This is a genomic window from Enterococcus sp. SMC-9 (genome assembly GCF_021011285.1).
GTDB classification, from domain to species: Bacteria; Bacillota; Bacilli; order Lactobacillales; family Enterococcaceae; genus Enterococcus_C; species Enterococcus_C montenegrensis.
Genome location: NZ_JAILYE010000001.1, coordinates 476,072 through 493,241, shown reverse-complemented (window position 1 = coordinate 493,241; position 17,170 = coordinate 476,072). Strand labels below are relative to the sequence as shown.

General features: G+C 36.3%; 15 protein-coding genes. 13 read left to right on the top strand and 2 right to left on the bottom strand.

Annotation, left to right across the window (positions count from 1 at the left end; genetic code table 11):
* Positions 1–216: 216 nt before the first annotated feature.
* The 10 genes from K4422_RS02475 to K4422_RS02430 all read left to right on the top strand — a co-directional run bounded on the left by K4422_RS02475 (position 217) and on the right by K4422_RS02430 (position 10,981).
* Positions 217–984 carry an ABC transporter ATP-binding protein gene (locus K4422_RS02475; protein ID WP_206903832.1) on the top strand — a complete coding sequence of 256 codons (768 nt, stop codon included), beginning with the start codon at positions 217–219 and terminating at the stop codon, positions 982–984.
* Entirely contained in the window at positions 974–3,022 is a 2,049-nt protein-coding gene (locus tag K4422_RS02470) for an FtsX-like permease family protein (RefSeq protein ID WP_230708923.1), read from the top strand. Before K4422_RS02475 ends, K4422_RS02470 begins: the two co-directional genes overlap by 11 nt.
* Before the next feature lie 332 nt (positions 3,023–3,354).
* A complete protein-coding gene (locus K4422_RS02465) occupies positions 3,355–3,504 on the top strand; it encodes a teichoic acid D-Ala incorporation-associated protein DltX (RefSeq protein WP_206903834.1) in 150 nt (49 codons plus the stop codon).
* Positions 3,505–3,517: 13 nt separating this feature from the next.
* Positions 3,518–5,029, top strand: a complete 1,512-nt coding sequence (gene dltA, locus K4422_RS02460) for a D-alanine--poly(phosphoribitol) ligase subunit DltA (RefSeq protein ID WP_206903835.1) — start codon at positions 3,518–3,520, stop codon at positions 5,027–5,029.
* The gene (gene dltB, locus K4422_RS02455) at positions 5,029–6,225 is read left to right on the top strand and encodes a D-alanyl-lipoteichoic acid biosynthesis protein DltB (RefSeq protein WP_206903836.1); all 1,197 of its coding nucleotides are present in this window, start codon (positions 5,029–5,031) and stop codon (positions 6,223–6,225) included. The genes dltA and dltB overlap by 1 nt, the downstream gene beginning before the upstream one ends.
* A gap of 16 nt (positions 6,226–6,241) precedes the next feature.
* Positions 6,242–6,478, top strand: coding sequence for a D-alanine--poly(phosphoribitol) ligase subunit DltC (gene dltC, locus K4422_RS02450; RefSeq protein ID WP_016172567.1), 237 nt, complete (start codon positions 6,242–6,244; stop codon positions 6,476–6,478).
* A 2-nt stretch (positions 6,479–6,480) separates the two neighbouring features.
* Complete coding sequence (gene dltD / locus K4422_RS02445; protein WP_230708921.1) at positions 6,481–7,740, top strand: D-alanyl-lipoteichoic acid biosynthesis protein DltD; 1,260 nt, start codon at positions 6,481–6,483, stop codon at positions 7,738–7,740.
* 150 nt (positions 7,741–7,890) lie between these two features.
* A complete protein-coding gene (locus K4422_RS02440) occupies positions 7,891–8,973 on the top strand; it encodes a M42 family metallopeptidase (protein ID WP_206903838.1) in 1,083 nt (360 codons plus the stop codon).
* A gap of 214 nt (positions 8,974–9,187) precedes the next feature.
* Entirely contained in the window at positions 9,188–9,922 is a 735-nt protein-coding gene (locus K4422_RS02435) for an MBL fold metallo-hydrolase (RefSeq protein ID WP_230708919.1), read from the top strand.
* A 54-nt stretch (positions 9,923–9,976) separates the two neighbouring features.
* On the top strand, positions 9,977–10,981 hold the full coding sequence (locus K4422_RS02430) for a lipoate--protein ligase (RefSeq protein WP_206903840.1): 1,005 nt from the start codon (positions 9,977–9,979) through the stop codon (positions 10,979–10,981).
* A 72-nt stretch (positions 10,982–11,053) separates the two neighbouring features.
* Here K4422_RS02430 and proS read toward each other — a convergent pair whose 3' ends face one another.
* Positions 11,054–12,490 carry a proline--tRNA ligase gene (proS, locus tag K4422_RS02425; protein WP_230708917.1) on the bottom strand — a complete coding sequence of 479 codons (1,437 nt, stop codon included), beginning with the start codon at positions 12,488–12,490 and terminating at the stop codon, positions 11,054–11,056.
* 317 nt (positions 12,491–12,807) lie between these two features.
* A complete protein-coding gene (locus tag K4422_RS02420; protein WP_230708915.1) occupies positions 12,808–14,655 on the bottom strand; it encodes a hypothetical protein in 1,848 nt (615 codons plus the stop codon).
* A 342-nt stretch (positions 14,656–14,997) separates the two neighbouring features.
* On the opposite strand from K4422_RS02420, the gene K4422_RS02415 reads away from it, so the two are divergent.
* The 3 genes from K4422_RS02415 to K4422_RS02405 are packed head-to-tail and all read left to right on the top strand — an operon-like array spanning position 14,998 to position 17,132.
* Positions 14,998–15,507, top strand: coding sequence for a signal peptidase I (locus K4422_RS02415; RefSeq protein WP_206903842.1), 510 nt, complete (start codon positions 14,998–15,000; stop codon positions 15,505–15,507).
* Between the two features lie 59 nt (positions 15,508–15,566).
* On the top strand, positions 15,567–16,247 hold the full coding sequence (locus tag K4422_RS02410) for an O-methyltransferase (protein ID WP_206903912.1): 681 nt from the start codon (positions 15,567–15,569) through the stop codon (positions 16,245–16,247).
* 57 nt (positions 16,248–16,304) lie between these two features.
* Positions 16,305–17,132, top strand: coding sequence for an alpha/beta hydrolase (locus K4422_RS02405; protein WP_206903843.1), 828 nt, complete (start codon positions 16,305–16,307; stop codon positions 17,130–17,132).
* Positions 17,133–17,170: the final 38 nt, after the last annotated feature.

Below are 17,170 nucleotides of genomic sequence, written 5' to 3'. Positions count from 1 at the left end.
TAAAAATATTGAAAACAGATAGGGATAGGTTTTTGCTATTTATAAAAAATAGAAATTTGCATAAAAAGATGAATAGTGCACAAGAAAAAATTTTTGTTTAAATTTTTCCCTTGACTTACCTTAAAAACTGCGCATTTAAAACACCTTGTGCTACCATAAAGATAATAAGTAAGTTGTCTTAAATTATTTAACAAAAGGACTAAATGAGGTTGAAATATGAAAAAAATAATAGAAGTAAAACATTTGAGTAAAACATATGGAAATCGTTTTAATCAGACCAAGGTGCTAGATAATCTGTCCTTTAGTGTTGATGAAGGGGAATTTGTCGGCATCATGGGACCAAGCGGTGCGGGAAAAACGACTTTAATGAATATATTAGCTTCCATTGCCCTGCCGACTTTTGGAACAGTAAAAGTGGACGGACAAGATCTGACTGCACTAAAAGAAGATCAGTTAAGTGATTTTCGCCGTAAAGATTTGGGCTTTATTTTTCAAGAGTTTAATTTATTGCCTACGCTTACAGCCAAAGATAATATCATCTTGCCTTTGGCGATTGATTTTTTAAAAGTAGAAGAGATTGAAAGCCGCGTGACAGAAGCAGCTGACTTATTAGGAATTAAAGCTATTTTACATCGTTATCCAGAAGAGTTATCAGTAGGACAAAGACAACGGGTGGCAGCTGCCCGTGCTTTAGTCGTGCGACCACGGATTATTTTTGCCGATGAACCAACAGGTGCGCTTGATTCAAAATCTGCCACGGAGTTACTGTATTATTTAAGTGAATTAAATCAAAAGCAAAATAAAACCATTTTAATGGTAACCCACGACCCCTATACCGCAAGTTACTGCAATCGCATTTTATTTATTAAAGATGGTGTCTTTTTTTCTGAGGTTGTTAAAAGAGGTAGCAGGCAGAATTTCTTTGAACAAGTGATTGATATGCAGGCGACTTTAGGCGGCGGGGGACGACGAAATGCTTTATAAATTATCCTGGCGTAGTTTTTTAAAACAATTTCGCAATTACGGCGTTTATTTAATTAGTATCACGATGGCGGTGATGATTTATTATTCTTTTAATGCCATGACGCATGATCAGCCACTAACAAAAAGGGCTAGCCAAGATATAAAAATTGAGAATATCTTAACGATTGGTAGTTTTTTTGTCATTGTGATGATGGTCTTTTTTGTATTAAGTGCCAATCGCTTTTTTATCGCAAAACGGCAGCAAGAAGTTGCACTTTACCAATTGTTCGGTTTAAAACGGCGGCGGATTATTTTACAATCGTTAGTCGAAATTTTTGCCTTGAACTTATTGGCATTTTTAGTGGGGATTAGTCTGGGTGTCATTTTTTCCAAACTTTTTTCCATGATTTTAGTAAAGGCAATGGCTTTAGATGTTACGAGTACCTTGTTTTTTTCATGGCAATCTGTTCAGGTTACTGCGGCTGTTTTTCTTTTTGTTTTTATTATCAGTGCATTTCAAAACATTATTGTTTTATCTAAAAAGCAAGTGGATGGTGTATTCTCGGTTAAGTCACAGTTTGACTTGCAAAAGTTAAAGACAAAGCCTTATGAAATTAAATTAGGTATTTTCAGTGTTTTGTTAATTAGCTGTGGCTACTTGGCTGCTGTATTTATTCGAGTGCTAATTTTTCGCTTTTTCTTACTGACAAAAAGTTTTTCTATTTTAATTTGGCTACCGGGAGGTATTTTACTTGCTTGTATTATCGGCACGTATTTATTTTATCGCTATGGTTTAAAAACTATTTTTTATTTTCTTGATAAAAAGAAAAGTCGTTATCAAGGTCTAAACTATTACGAACGTAGTCGCAGTTTGGTCGCTATATTAAAAAATTGGCGTTCTTTGGCACTGCTTACTATTTTGACATCATTAGCCATTGCATTAATTGGTGGTGCAATTTCTCTTGTTAGTATTCAAAGTCGCATCAGTCAAAATGAAACGCCAACTGACTTTCAAGTGCACAGCAGTGAACTGGGAAAGCTAGAAGCCATCGTTCGTGAAAATGATGGCAAGGTAACCACGACCCAAAATTTACAGTATAAAGTCACAGCAGGCCGCTTTGCACTCAAACTTTTTAGTAGTGAAGAAATGGAGCAATTTAATTTAATTAATATTTTACGCTTTAGTGACTATCAAAAATTTCAGGCACAGCATCCTGATTTGCCCAAAATTGAGCCATTACAGGTTAATCGTGGCATTTTATTTGATTATAATTATATGATGTTTAACAGTGTCAGCGAGCTCAGCCGCCAAGTGACGTTGCCAAATGGGCTAGATATTAAAGTAGAACATTTTTATTCGGATTTGCTGGGGGATGCTTTGTTGCGCTATGCTGCTGGGGTATTGGTTTTACCAGATGAACAGTTTCAGAGTATTCAAGGGGTTGACTACACCATTGCTATGGTCAATGTAAAGACAAAAGATGAAGAGCAACTAGCAACTTCAGTTGAAAAAGAGTTGAAATCTGATTGGGGAAATGATATTTACTATGACTTTACGTATAAAAATGACAAATTAAAAGGTGAAATTACCACCAAAGTATTGAAGAATGCTACTCCCCATGCTTTTACTGGAAACTATTCCCGGTTAAATCATACGAGTCGCTTTCCAATTGTACGCAGGGCCACAAGAGAAGCGGGAATTTTCATGTATGTGGCAACATTTCTAGGTATGATTGCTTCGATTACTACTGCTGCGATTGTCATGCTGCGGCAACTTTCAGAAGTTGAAAATGGTAAAAAAGACTTCTTGTTATTGCAAAAATTAGGCGTTAGTCGTAAACAAATGAAGCGCAACTTGTATTATCAAAATGCTTGGATTTTTGCTCCCCCAGTTTTATTGGTGTGTGGTCATGCCGGGTTTGCGATTTATACATGGTCCCAATTTGTCACCAACGGTAGTTATTGGCTCGCTTATTTATTCTGTGGTATCGTCGCAGTGATTTATTTAGTCGCCTATATTTTAACAGTCAAATTTTTCTTACACAGCTGGGAAAGCTGAGGATAATACCTGTGTGAAATACACCCTAATAAAATCTTTTTACTGCATCTTGCAGACTAGAAAAGATTTTATTAGGGTGTATTTTGGCCTGTTTTCTAAAATAGCACGCTTCTTTAAAATAGAATTCATTTCAGGAAAATGCCGTGAGTATTAAAGGTGCATTACATATTAAAAAAATCAGTAACGATGGTACTTAGATAAAGCCTTTTAAGTGAGTAAATTGAAAGGGCTTAAGTGACGAAAGTGTTAGATTCTTCTTTTTACTGTAAGTTGAAAAAATGTTCTAATTTAAACAAATACTCTATACTTAAATTGAAAAGGAGAGAGTGATAATGAAAAATTGGTTGCAAAAAGAAAACACCCATTATTGGTTAACATTTATTGGCAAAACGCTCTTTTACTTCTGTGTCCTACTGATTCTGATTTATTTGTATCACTACAAGAACATTCAGGGCGGCACATTTATTTACAATGAATTTTAAGAGGTGAGAGCAGATGACTGTAACAAACATTATTGAACAAATTGATTCTTGGAGCGTAAAAGAACCAAATCGTATCGCCTATATTGATGAAAAAGAGTATACCTATGGTCAGTTAAAAAGATGGTCAGATCAGCTTGCTACCTTTTTAGCTGAAAAATTTGCTGATAGAAGACCTATTGTAGTTTACGGTGATTTAGAATTTGAAATGTTAGCCGCTTTTTTAGGTGCTAGTAAAGCAGGACATGCCTATATCCCCATCGAAGCTAATACGCCAAATGATCGGGTGGAGTTGATTTTAAATGTAGCGCAGCCTGCGTTAATCATTAGTGTGGAAGCGTGGCCTGATATTTCTTCTGACTGTGAAGTAATAACACCAAATGCATTAGCAGAAATTTTTGCTGCAAAACAAACTGTGGCGAAATTTGAAAGTGTTCAAAATGATGAAAATTATTATCTAATTTTCACCTCAGGTACCACAGGGGTTCCAAAAGGGGTACAAATTAGTCATAACAATTTATTATCCTTTGTAAATTGGACTCTAACTGATTTTGTTTTACCAGAGCAAAGTCGCTTTTTATCACAAGCCCCGTACTCATTTGATTTATCTGTCTTTGATGTTTATCCGGCATTGTGTTCAGGGGGCTCTTTAGTTCCTTTGAAAAAAGAAATTATCAACGATTTTAAGACCTTATTTGCCACATTACCAAAATTGGCATTGGAAGTTTGGGTTTCAACACCATCATTTATGGATATTTGCTTGATGGAAAAAGAATTCAACGCAAAAAACATTCCAAGTTTAACTACATTTATCTTTTGTGGTGAAGAGTTAACGAAAAAAACGGCTCAAAGTTTATTGGAACGTTTTCCTGCGGCTCATATTTACAATACCTATGGTCCTACAGAAGCGACAGTGGCGATTTCTGGTGTGGAAATTACCCCTGCATTATTAGAACAAGTTGACCGCTTACCAATTGGGTATGTAAAAGAGGATACAAAAGTAACCATTATGGATGAAATGAATGTATTAGCAGCCGGTGAGGTTGGTGAAATTGTCATTTCTGGACCAAGTGTTTCAAAAGGTTATTTGAATAATCCTGAAAAAACCGCTCAAGCTTTCTTCTTATTAGATGGTAACTGGGCTTATCGAACCGGAGATGCGGGGAGTTTACCAGCAGATGGATTATTACGTTACGAAGGCCGCATTGATTTTCAAGTGAAACTTCATGGCTATCGCATTGAATTAGAAGACGTAGATCATCATTTAAACCAAGTATCGCTAGTTAAACAAGCGACAGTGGTACCCAAGTATCAAGATCACAAGGTACAGCAATTGGTTGCTTTTGTAGTAGCCAATGAAAATGATTTTGCTAAAGAATTTCAATTAACCAAAGCCATTAAAGCTGAACTAGCTGAAGGTGTGATGGATTACATGATCCCACAACGCTTTGTTTATGTGGAACAATTACCTCGTAGTGCAAACGGTAAAATCGATCGTAAGGGTCTGATAAATGAGGTGAACGGCTAATGGTCTTTCCACATAGTATTCCCTATGCAGATCCTAAATACTTTTTATTATTGCTCGTTGCGTTTATTCCACTGATTTTAAGTATGTTGATTGCAGGTAAAAGGCCTTCTTTTTACCAAACCCTTGTGACGTTATTTTTCTTATACGTTAGTTTTGGCGGTGCAAGTTGGCATCAAGGGGTAGCGCTGATTGTCTATGTTGTTTGGCAAACGTTATTGGTTTACCTCTATTTTTTATATCGCCAGCAAAAAAATAGCAGTGGTGTCTTTTATACCGCCGTTGTCTTGGCAATTTTGCCTTTAGCCATTACCAAAGTCACACCTTTTTTCAATGGTGGTCATAGTTCTATATTAGGTTTTTTAGGGATTTCTTATTTGACCTTTAAATCGGTACAAATGATTATGGAAACCCGTGATGGCATGATTAAATCGTATAAAGTTTGGCATTACATCCAGTTTCTATTGTTTTTCCCAACGATTTCTTCTGGGCCAATTGATCGCTTCCGGCGGTTTGATAAGGACTTAGATAATCCTCCGACGCCAGAAAAATATGTGGATCTTTTAGGTACTGGTATTCATCGCATTTTTGTCGGTTTCTTATATAAGTTTATTATCGGCTATTACTTTGGTTCAGTTTTGTTACCACCAATTGAGCGGGCCACAATCGTCAATGGCGGTATCTCATGGGCCTTAGTTTTATATATGTATGTTTATAGTATGTATTTATTCTTTGATTTTGCAGGGTATAGTTTGTTTGCAGTTGGAACGAGTAATATTTTAGGTTACGAAACACCAATGAACTTTAATAAACCATTTTTAGCTTGGAACATCAAGGAGTTTTGGAATCGTTGGCATATGACGTTGTCTTTTTGGTTCCGTGATTACATTTACATGCGTTTAATGTTTACTTTATTGAAAAAGAAAGTATTCAAAAGTCGGATCGTTGCTTCAAATGTTGGTTACTTTGCCCTCTTTTTAATTATGGGGGTCTGGCACGGTTTGGCTTGGTATTATATCGTCTATGGTTTATACCATGCTACGTTGATTTGTTTAACCGATGCCTGGTTGCGTTATAAGAAAAAACATAAAAATTTACCGTCAAATAAGTTTACCCATGGATTGGCAATCTTCTTAAACTTTCAGGCAGTATGCTTTAGCTTTATGATTTTTTCAGGAATTTTAGATAAATTAATTTAAAAGAGGAGAATGAATAATGAAAGACACAGTATTAGACATTTTAGAAGAAATTACCGGAACAGATGAAGTAAAACAAAATTTAGATGTAAATTTATTTGATGAGGGCTTAATGGATTCTATGGCAACGGTTCAATTGCTAGTTGAATTAGAAGGACAACTAGATGTTCAAGTGCCTGTTTCAGAATTTGACCGCGAAGAATGGGATACACCAAATAAAATTATTGCTAAAGTTTCTGAATTAAAAGGAAATTAATTATGAAAAAAAAGCTTCTTGCTATTTTTGGGCCGGTAATAGCAGCTGTGGTCCTGCTAGCGCTGTTTTTCTTTTCACCTTTTAAGATTAATGACGAAGATAAAGGCTTATGGGAAAAAGCTAGCAGCTCCATGTCAGGAAATATTTTACGGGGGAATTCAATTAAAAATGAAGCCGTAAAATCTGGTGAATATGTACCGTTTTTTGGTTCTTCTGAACTAAGTCGTATCAGTCCTTTTCACCCGTCTGTTTTAGCCAAAAAATATAATCGAAATTACACACCTTTTTTACTAGGGGCACCAGGGACGCAATCTTTAACGCAATACATGATGATGCAGTCATTTGGTAGTGATTTGAAAGATAAAAAAGTAGTCTTTATTCTTTCGCCACAGTGGTTTGTCAAAGGCGGGATTAAACGTGCCTATTTTGATGCGTATTTTTCTGAATTACAAACTTATACTTGGGCGATTAAGCTAGACAAAGTTTCTGAAACTGACAAATACTTAGCTAAACGTCTGTTAGCTTATGGTAAAGTCAACCATGATGAAACCTTGAAGCTTTTGTTAAGAGAAATTGCTAAAGGTAAAGTACCAACGACAAAACAAGTAGATGTGGCTAAATTCCATATCAACATGTTAAATCGAGAAGACGAACTCTTTAGTGAAATCGGCTTACTTTCAAAAAATTCACAAATTGAGCAACAAGCAAAAAAATTGCCAGCTGCATACAATGAGCAAAAATTAGATGAACAAGCCAAAGAGATTGGTCAAAAAGCTACGACGAATAATTCTTTTGGCATTGAAAATAATTTTTATACGCATCGCATTAAACCGCGGTTGGCTAAATTTAATGATTCACAGGTAAAATGGGATTATCGTTATTCAAAAGAATTTTCAGATTTCCAATTGGTTTTAGATCAACTTGCCAAAGAAAATACACAAGCCCTCTTTATTATTCCGCCAATTAACGGGAAATGGAGCGAATATACAGGCTTATCTCAAAATATGCTGCAGGAATTTAGCAAAAAAATCACGTATCAATTACGTTCTCAAGGCTTTAATCAAATTGCTGATTTCACCAATAAAGATCAGGAGCCTTATTTTATGACAGATACTATCCATTTAGGCTGGCGCGGATGGTTAGCAGCAGATCAATATATTCAACCGTTTTTGGAAGAAAAAACAGCCCAGCCAAGCTATCACTTGAATAATTATTTTTATTCACAAGATTGGCAAAATCAAAATCCAGAAACAATTAAATAATTTGTAACGGCAGTTGGTGGCAAAGCTACATTTAGAACACCACTTATTAAAAACAGTAGCTGGGATTATATTAATGTCCCAGCTACTGTTTTTATATGCCCCGTGTTATAATCAAGGACGTAATAAATAATGCTAGGAGTTGCAATTGAGATGGACAAAAGTGAAGAGCAGTTACTAATTGAATTAACCCAAGCTAGAGGTGTACCAGGCAATGAAGATGAAGTACGTGAAGTCTTTAAAAAATACGCTGCCCCGTTTGCCGAAGATATTTCTTTTGATGGTTTAGGTAGTGTTATTGCAAAACACGTAGGTGAAGGTGGTGGCCCGAAAATTTTTATTTCTGGTCATATGGACGAAGTTGGCTTTATGGTGACCAAAATCACCGAGCAAGGCTTTATTGAATTTCAAACATTAGGTGGTTGGTGGAGCCAAGTGATGTTGGCCCAACAAGTAGAAATTAAAACACAAGCGGGCAAATTAATTCGCGGTGTGATTGGTTGTAAACCACCCCATGTCCTAACTCCAGAAGCCCGAAAACAACCTTATGAAATTAAAGATATGTTCATTGATATTGGCGCAACAAGTCTCAAAGAAGCAAAAGATTGGGGCATTCGTCCAGGCGATATGATTACGCCATATATTGAATATGAGCGTTTAAACGGCGGTAAATTTTTACTAGCAAAAGCATGGGACAATCGTGTCGGTACGGCTGTTTCATTACGTGTTTTGGAAAACTTAGCAAAAGAAGGACACCCAAACTGTCTTTTTGCTGGTAGTGATGTCATGGAAGAAGTAGGTTTAAGAGGTGCAAGAACCAGCACACATTTAGTAAACCCAGATATTGCACTTGCACTAGATACCGGTACGGCTGGTGATACACCAGGTATGACGCCAAAAGAAGCCGATTCTAAATTGGGTGCAGGTCCGCAAGTTCTAATCTTTGATGCTTCGATGGTACCACATAAAAAATTATTGAACTTTGTTGTAAATGTTGCAGAAGAATTAGAAATTCCTTTCCAATATACGGTTATTACCGGTGGGGGAACAGACGCAGGGCAAATGCACTTAACTCGTGATGGCGTACCTTCTCTTGCCATTACAGTACCAGTGCGCTACTTGCATTCCCATACTTCAATTATTCACGAGGACGACTACTTAAATACAGTTAAATTAGTAACGGAAGTTGTTCGTCGTTTGGACGATGAGGCAGTTAAGGCTATTCGTAGTTATTAATTTATATCCTGTGGGATTGTTTCATTAGAATGTAAAAAGACTTTCCAGTTTTGTCATGTTTTTTTTAAGTTTATTTTTTGGTCAAACTTTTAAAAGAAGATGATTTGCTGGTAAAGTCTTTTTTTTATTGCTGAAAAAGGAGTCTTAAAACAGCTATTATTTCATGAAAAGAAAAGATTGTGCTAGCATAAAAGAAAAGAAAGGTGTGAAGAAAATGAAATTAACTGTCTTAGGCTGTCTAGGCGCCTATCCTTATAAAGGACAAGGAACTACAGGTTACTTGTTACAAACAAAGGATTTTAATTTATTGCTAGATTGTGGTAGCACTACTTTGGTGGAATTAGAAAAACACTTAGATCCACTAGCATTGGATGCTGTTATAATTTCTCACTATCATCACGACCACATTGCAGACTTGGGTGTTTTACAATATTATTTTCAACTATTTCCAGCGGAAAACAAGAAAATTTTGCCAATTTACGGTCATACTTTAGATGAATTTCATTTTAATGATTTAACAATGCCCGATGTATCAGAAGGTCGTCCTTATTACGAATCAAAACAGTTGGACTTGGGACCGTTTTCTGTTACATTTATGAAGACGATTCATCCTGTAACTTGTTATGCAATGCGCTTTGTAGAAAATGATACAGGTAAAGTATTTGTATTCACTGGTGACTCGGGTTATTTAGCGGACTTCAATGAATTTGCGACAAATGCGGACCTCTTTTTAGCCGACACGTATTTATTTAACGGCCACGAACATCACAAAGCTCACTTTACAGCGCAAGAATCAGGCACCTTTGCCAAAAATGCGAATGTTAAGAAATTGGTTTTAACACACTTGCCGCAATTTGGGGACTTACAATTATTAAAAGAGCAAGCCCAAGTTGCCTCAGGAGCAGTACCAGTTGAATTAGCAGCTATAGGTAAAGAATTTTTGATTTAAGGATGAAGCTGAAGTTCAAGAAAAATGTGTCGTCAACAACGAGGAGGATGTATTGTGATTTTCGTACCAAATGAAAACAATGACCCAAGAGTAAACTTAGCAATTGAACATTTTTTGGTTCAGGAGTATCCCTTAACCGAGCCAATTTTATTGTTTTATATTAATGAACCATCCATTATTATTGGACGCAATCAAAATACCATCGAAGAAATTAATCAAGAATACGTGGAGGAACACGGTATCCATGTAGTTCGTCGTTTAAGTGGTGGTGGGGCTGTTTATCATGATCTAGGGAATTTGAATTTTAGCTTCATTATGCCAGATGATGGAGATTCATTTAGAGACTTTGAAAAATTAACTAAACCAATTGTAGCTGCCTTACAAGAGATGGGGGTTAAAGGTGCCCAATTAAAAGGGCGCAATGATTTGGTGATTGATGATCAAAAATTCTCTGGTAATGCGATGTATGCGACAAATGGTAGAATGTTTGCTCATGGAACCATTATGTTTGATAGTGATATTAACGAAGTCGTTAATGCTTTAAAAGTTCGCAAAGATAAGATTGAATCAAAGGGAATTAAGTCGATTCGTTCTCGGGTAACCAATGTGAAACCTTTCTTGCCGGCAGATAAACAAAACATGACCACGAAAGATTTCCGGCAAGAAATTTTGTTGAAAGTCTTTGGTGTTACCGACCCAAGAGATGTTAAAACATATGAGTTGACTGCCGATGATTGGGAAAAAATCAATCAAATTTCAAAAGATTACTATCGCAATTGGGATTGGAATTACGGCCGCTCACCAGAATTTGATTTGGAGCGCCGTAAACGTTTTGCCATCGGCTCAATTGAAGTACGTTTAAATGTTCAAAAAGGAATCATTACCGCGGCTAAAATTTATGGTGATTTCTTTGGTTTAGGTGATATTAAAGATGTTGAAACAGCACTCGTTGGTGTGAAATATGAAAAAGAAGCACTAACAAAAGCAGTTGAAAAAATTGACGTAAAAAAATACTTTGGGAATATTACGCAAGAAGAATTTTTAGAATTACTTTATTAATAAAAATATAAAGGTTCTAGTAAAAAGTCGCGATGACTTCTTACTAGAACCTTTAGTTATCTAAACTATTTTTTAATATGCGCGGGCAATCCATAAAGTGTGTTTTGCAGGTTTTCCACTCACTAAGTCAAACTCTTTTTCCATTGGAACTTCAAAGGGAATATTACGGGTTGTAAAACCAGTTTCTTCTTTGATTTTGGCTTCGGTTTCTTCGCTACCATCCCAACCGACTAAAACAAAACCAGGAACTGTGCCGGCTTCATTACATTTTTCAATGTGAGCTTTTAATTCATCCAAGGTGTTAATGTCATAATGTTCGTTTGCTTTATTGCGTGCTTTGGCTTTTTCTAATAAGCGTTTTGGCATAATAGCTAATTGCTCAGCTACGTAAGCATCTAATTCTTCAAAGGTGACCGTATTTTTTTCAGCTAAGTCGCGTACTTTTACCATTACGTGACCATTTTCCAAATCACGAGGACCGCATTCAATCCGCAAACAAGCGCCTTTTAATTCCCACTCGTTGAATTTATAACCTGGCGAATTATCCGTATCATCAAGACGAACGCGGTAACCAGCTTTTTTGAAGGTGGCAAATAATGCGTCTAATTTTTCCATAATGGCTGGATTTTTCTTCCAAGGACCAACTGGCATTAAAACAATCTGAGTTGGTGCAACTGTTGGTGGAAAGACTAAGCCTTTTTCATCCCCGTGAGTCATAATTAATGAGCCCAACAAACGTGTTGACATACCCCAAGAGGTTGTGTGCACATGGGTGTGTTTGTTTTCTTTTGTCAAATACGTAATATCAAAGGCTTCAGCAAATTTTGTGCCTAAATAATGAGAGGTCCCTGCTTGAACAGCTTTACCATCTTGCATCATCGCTTCAATTGAAAACGTATCAACAGCACCGGCAAAACGTTCAGAAGGCGTTTTTTGCCCTTTATAAACCGGAATGGCTAAAAATTCTTCGGCTAAACGAGCGTATTCATCTAAAATAGCCATTGTCCGTTTTCTGGCATCAGCTTCATCTGCATGTGCAGTATGCCCTTCTTGCCATAAAAATTCCGATGTGCGTAAGAATGGCAATGTTTTTTTCTCCCAACGGAAAACGTTAGCCCACTGATTGATTTCATAAGGTAAATCGCGATAAGAGTTAATCCAATCAGAAAAAGCAGAACCGATCATTGTTTCAGAAGTAGGGCGTAGTGCCAAAGGTTCATCTAATTTTTCATCGCCAACTTCAGTTACCCAGGGTAACTCAGGGGCGAAGCCTTCAATGTGGTCTGCTTCTTTCATAAAGAAACTTTTTGGAATTAACATTGGAAAATAGGCATTACGAATATCTTGGGTTTTTAAAAACTGATTGAATTCTTCTTGAATGTGTTCCCACAATTCAAAGCCGTCAGGGCGAAAAATAATTGAGCCCCGAACAGGCGAGTAAGCCATTAATTCGGCTTGTTGAATGGTTTTTAAATACCATTCAGTAAAATCATTTTTTTGTTCAGACATAGTGTCTCCTCCTAAATAAGTTACTTTTTTGACCTTGGTTATAAAAAGGCAAAATAAAAACGCACTCCATCCTAAAAAAGGACGAAATGCGTGAATTTCGCGGTACCACCTTTATTGACTGTTTTACAGTCCAGCTCAAAAACAAGGATAAGGGCCTTAACCCGATTATTTTCATAATCATTGCCATCGGGAGGTTCAAAAAATCAGTGGGTACCAAATTTTCAGCAAAACATTGGCTCTCTAAACCATAATTTCAATACTAATCCGACTGTCTCTATGCTAATGGCAAATGCCAAAAAATGCAAGTCAAAATTATTTTAAACATTAAGGGATAAGGATAAGCTGATTTTATCTTGATTGTCATCTTGTAGTTGTGTTAGCTGACCACGATATTTTTTGGCAACTTTCTCAATGGCAAACAAATCCAATGCCTCTTTTTGAGGAAAATCAGTGGTAATGCTGCGGTCAAAAATATTGGTATGGTAATGGGCAGTATGACTACAGTGAATTTGTAATGTCTCGTTTATACAGTGAATTTGCAAGTGAATCTGTCGTTCTTTTGGGTCGTGAATCGCATAGGTTTCCCGCGTTGCATGTTCTAAAAGGTGCACTAAAATTTGACTTAAATCATCATCAGCCACATTTAAATCTTGTGGTAAATCTGCACTAAAGGAAACGGTGATACTTTTTTTGTCTGCATTTTTTTGATAGCGACTCAAGATTAAATTTGTTAAAGTATGCGCAGAAAAATCACCGATAATATTCAATTGATTGGTTTCATCTAGAAGCTTAGCTAAGTATTCATTGACGGCTGGTAAATTGCCGTCTTCGCCTAAATCGCTGATTAGCAGTAAATTTTGTTTGAACTCTTGACGGAGTTGTTCCAACTCTTGCAGGTGACCAACAACAGCTGTGTGATTGTCCTCCAAAAGCTCTGTTTTCAGTTCTAGAAAATGCATTTGGCGCTTGTTTTGTTCATTGGCGGTTAGACCTTCAACTAAGGTATAAATGAAAATGACCAATAGGATCACGGCAAATAAAAGACCCGAAATATTGACGAGATAAAAATTCGACTGTGAGACGCTGGTGATATAAATAAAACAATGGGCCATGGCAACTAAGACGATCCAAGGTGTGCAAATGACAAAAAAACGATTTTTTTGGTGGGCTTCAGTAATTGCAGCAATGGTAGTTGCTAAGGTGCCAAAAATATTAGCGGCATCAATGTAAAATTTTACTTCTGGCAAATCAATTTTAGTAAAAACAGCCCAAAGTAAAATTAATAAATCAAAGCTAATATGAAAAATTACCCATAGTCGGTAGTACTGTTGGCATTTTTTCATTTTTAAACAATAATAAGAAATTAGAAATATTGGCGTAAAAATGGCCAGAAGTAATGCCATCGTTGAGTTCACTAATGGACTAAATAACAATCCCGCTAAAATATCTCCAGCGGCAGCCTCCAAGGCAATAGTGAGGGCAAAACAAGCTAACAAAATCAATTCCCAATTTAGCCGTTTTTGTTTAATTAATTCAGAACCAATAAAGACCATAATGGCTAGACTGATAAACGTGCAAACAATTAGAATTAGAATTTGGGGCAAGGAAACCGATACAACATAGGATAAAAGAGAATCTGCATCGTCAATAAATACACGGGCGGGGATACCGGCATAATTTTTATACGGGCTACTGACTTCAAGCCGCAATGTTTTACCAACATAGTTTTTGGGTAATTGCACTTCTGTCATGATATTGCCGGGATTTTTTTTGCCTAATAAAGTTGGGGTCACCGTTTTTTGGCTGTGTTCATAGACGGTTTTATCGTCGACTGTGACTTTTAACCATTGATGATTTCCTTGAATTAATAAGGTTGGATTAGAAACTTTACGAATCATCGTTCGTTCCATTACCATGGTTTCGTTGGGTGCAACACTATTTAACCGCTTGACATAACGACTTTTAAATAATGTGATGGGGTCATCTTTGGCGTAATAGACCCAAGTATCTTTTATTTCTGCCATCGCAGATTGTGAGAAGGGGGCATTTAGTGCTTGCACAAAAAAAATGCCCACTGCAATAAAAGTCATAATAACAAGAAAATAAGGAATCCAGATAATTTTTTTATTATACTTTTTTAAATTTTCATTATCTAATCTTTTCATAATGTTGAAATTCCTTTCAGATTATAAGGATAGTTGTCTAAAAATATCGTAGTTCTTTTTATGTTTTTATAAATGAATTTTACTATTATGTTTAATAACGATGTTTTTTTAATAAGTATAAAAGCCTGTAATTATATTTATTATCGTTTATACCTCAGTTTAATTGTTATTTAAACTAGGGTCAACAAGCAGTGGAAATTATTTTTCATTTTATTTTAAAAAGAAAATAACTTTCTAACAAAAATGGATAAAATGAAGACGGACGCTTTTAAACAACGGACGATATGTGATATAATTTCGTTGGAATTAAAAATTAAAAAGAATTATATGAGGAGGTGTGGCATGACGAATTTCAAGCAGATGGGCCTATTGGGTTCAGTTATTGTGACAATTGTAATGGCACTGGCTTTGTTGATTACGTTATTGCCGCATCTTTTTGGGATGACAATTTCAATTGTAAAAGATAATGATATGCAACCAACGTATCCAAAAGGTAGTTTGATTTTTGTACGTCAAGTAGAACCAGAGAGTATTTATGTTGGAGAAGTTGTCACGTATTACGTGAACCAAGGAGAAAGCATCCAAACGCGTCGCGTAGTTGCCAAAGAAAAAAATCACGTTTTTTACACCAAGGGAGACGGCAACGAACAAATGGAAATCGGCTATGTAAGTAGTCGCAATTTAATTGGACAGCCAGTTATTCACTTACCTTACTTGGGGCATTTTGTTTCCCGCGAACTTTTGGATTTGGTACAACAAATATTTTGGCTAATTGCTGGCTTCATCACATTAACGACGATTTGGCATTTGGTCGAACACGTTATACATAATAGACAAGTTCGCGACTATTAATTTTAATGGTTGCGGACTTTTTTGTTCCTTCGTATAATGACAAAAGCGAGGTGGAGAATTTGTTAAATGAAATGATGGACAGACCGGTCGTGGATGCACGGCTCGTTGATTATATGCGAACTAAACAAAAGCCTTTGACGGGGCAATTGGGTGAATTAGAAGAAGATGCTCACAAAAGGCGGGTACCGATAATTCCCCATGAGACAGTTGTCTTTTTGCAATTTTTACTCGGGCAAATAAAACCAAAAGAAATTTTAGAAATTGGTGCAGCTATTGGTTTTTCTTCTAGTCTGATGGCCCAATACGTGGGAGCAGGTCATGTAACGACGATTGACCGCTTTGATTTAATGATTAAAGAAGCAAAGGCAAATTATGAAAAATTAGGTTTAACAAAAAAAGTGACCTTAATAGAAGGCGATGCTGCTGAAGTTTTACCTACATTAACAGGCCCTTATGACTTTATGTTTATGGATAGCGCAAAGTCAAAATATATTGCATTTTTACCAGAATGTATACGTTTATTAAAAGTTGGCGGAGTATTGATGGTAGATGATGTTTTTCAAGGTGGCACGATTTTAGATCCAGTGGAAGATATTCCGCGGAAAAATCGCAGCATCCATCGTAAATTAAATCAATTTTTAGATGTCGTGATGACACATCCAGATTTAACTTCAAGTTTAGTGCCTTTAGGTGATGGAATTTTATTAATTACCAAAGAAAAAGAAACGATTTCTTTTTAGTTTAATTTCCATTTAAGCTAGACAGTCTATCTTAAACTAAAAAGAGGTAGTCTCGTTATGGCAAATAAATGGTTAAAAGGAGTTTTATGGTTGGGATTGTTGGCTTTTTTATTAAATACTTTTCACGTAAATGCTAAAGCAGAGGATAGAAAAGTACCGATTACATTGGAAAATGAAGCATTAGTAATGGTCCCAGGCACGGGTGCGACGGTGGACCGTTTTGATAAATTAATTGTCCAATTGCAAAAGACAACTGCATGCGAGGTTTTGAAAATCACGGTGCAGACAAATGGCCAATTAACGATTAAAGGTGAGTTATCACAAAAAGCCAGTCAGCCGATTATCGTCATTGGTTTTGCTGACAGCTCAGAAGAGACCGTCCCAAAACAAGCAGTATGGTATGAAAAAGCAATTGCCTATGTTCAGCACCAATATGGTGTTGAACATTATAATTTTCTTGGCCACTCCAATGGCGGGTTGGTTTTGACGGATTATTTGGAGTATGTTTCTTTGTCAATTGATCCCAAGCCAAATAAAATTTTATTTTTAGGAACGCCATTTAACGATGTGGGATGGAAGTATAATGAAATGACACCGACTTTTAATGAAGTAAAAAAAGTCAGTGATGTTTTAAAACGCTATTTGGATAATAAACAGCGTTTGCCTAAGACAATTTCTGTTGTTAGTGTAGCTGGAAATGTTGCCGATGGGAATTCTGACGGGACTGTACCTGTTACAAGTCTTCTGGCTGGGGGACTAATTTATGGCGACAGTCAAAGTTATCAAACGTTTCTTGTGACCGAAAATGCGAAACATAGCCAGTTGGTTGTTCATCCTACGGTTATGCGATTAATTCAAACTTTTTTATGGTCGGCGAAAAAATAACGTATTTATTAAGAAAACTGATTGACATTAGGTGGTCA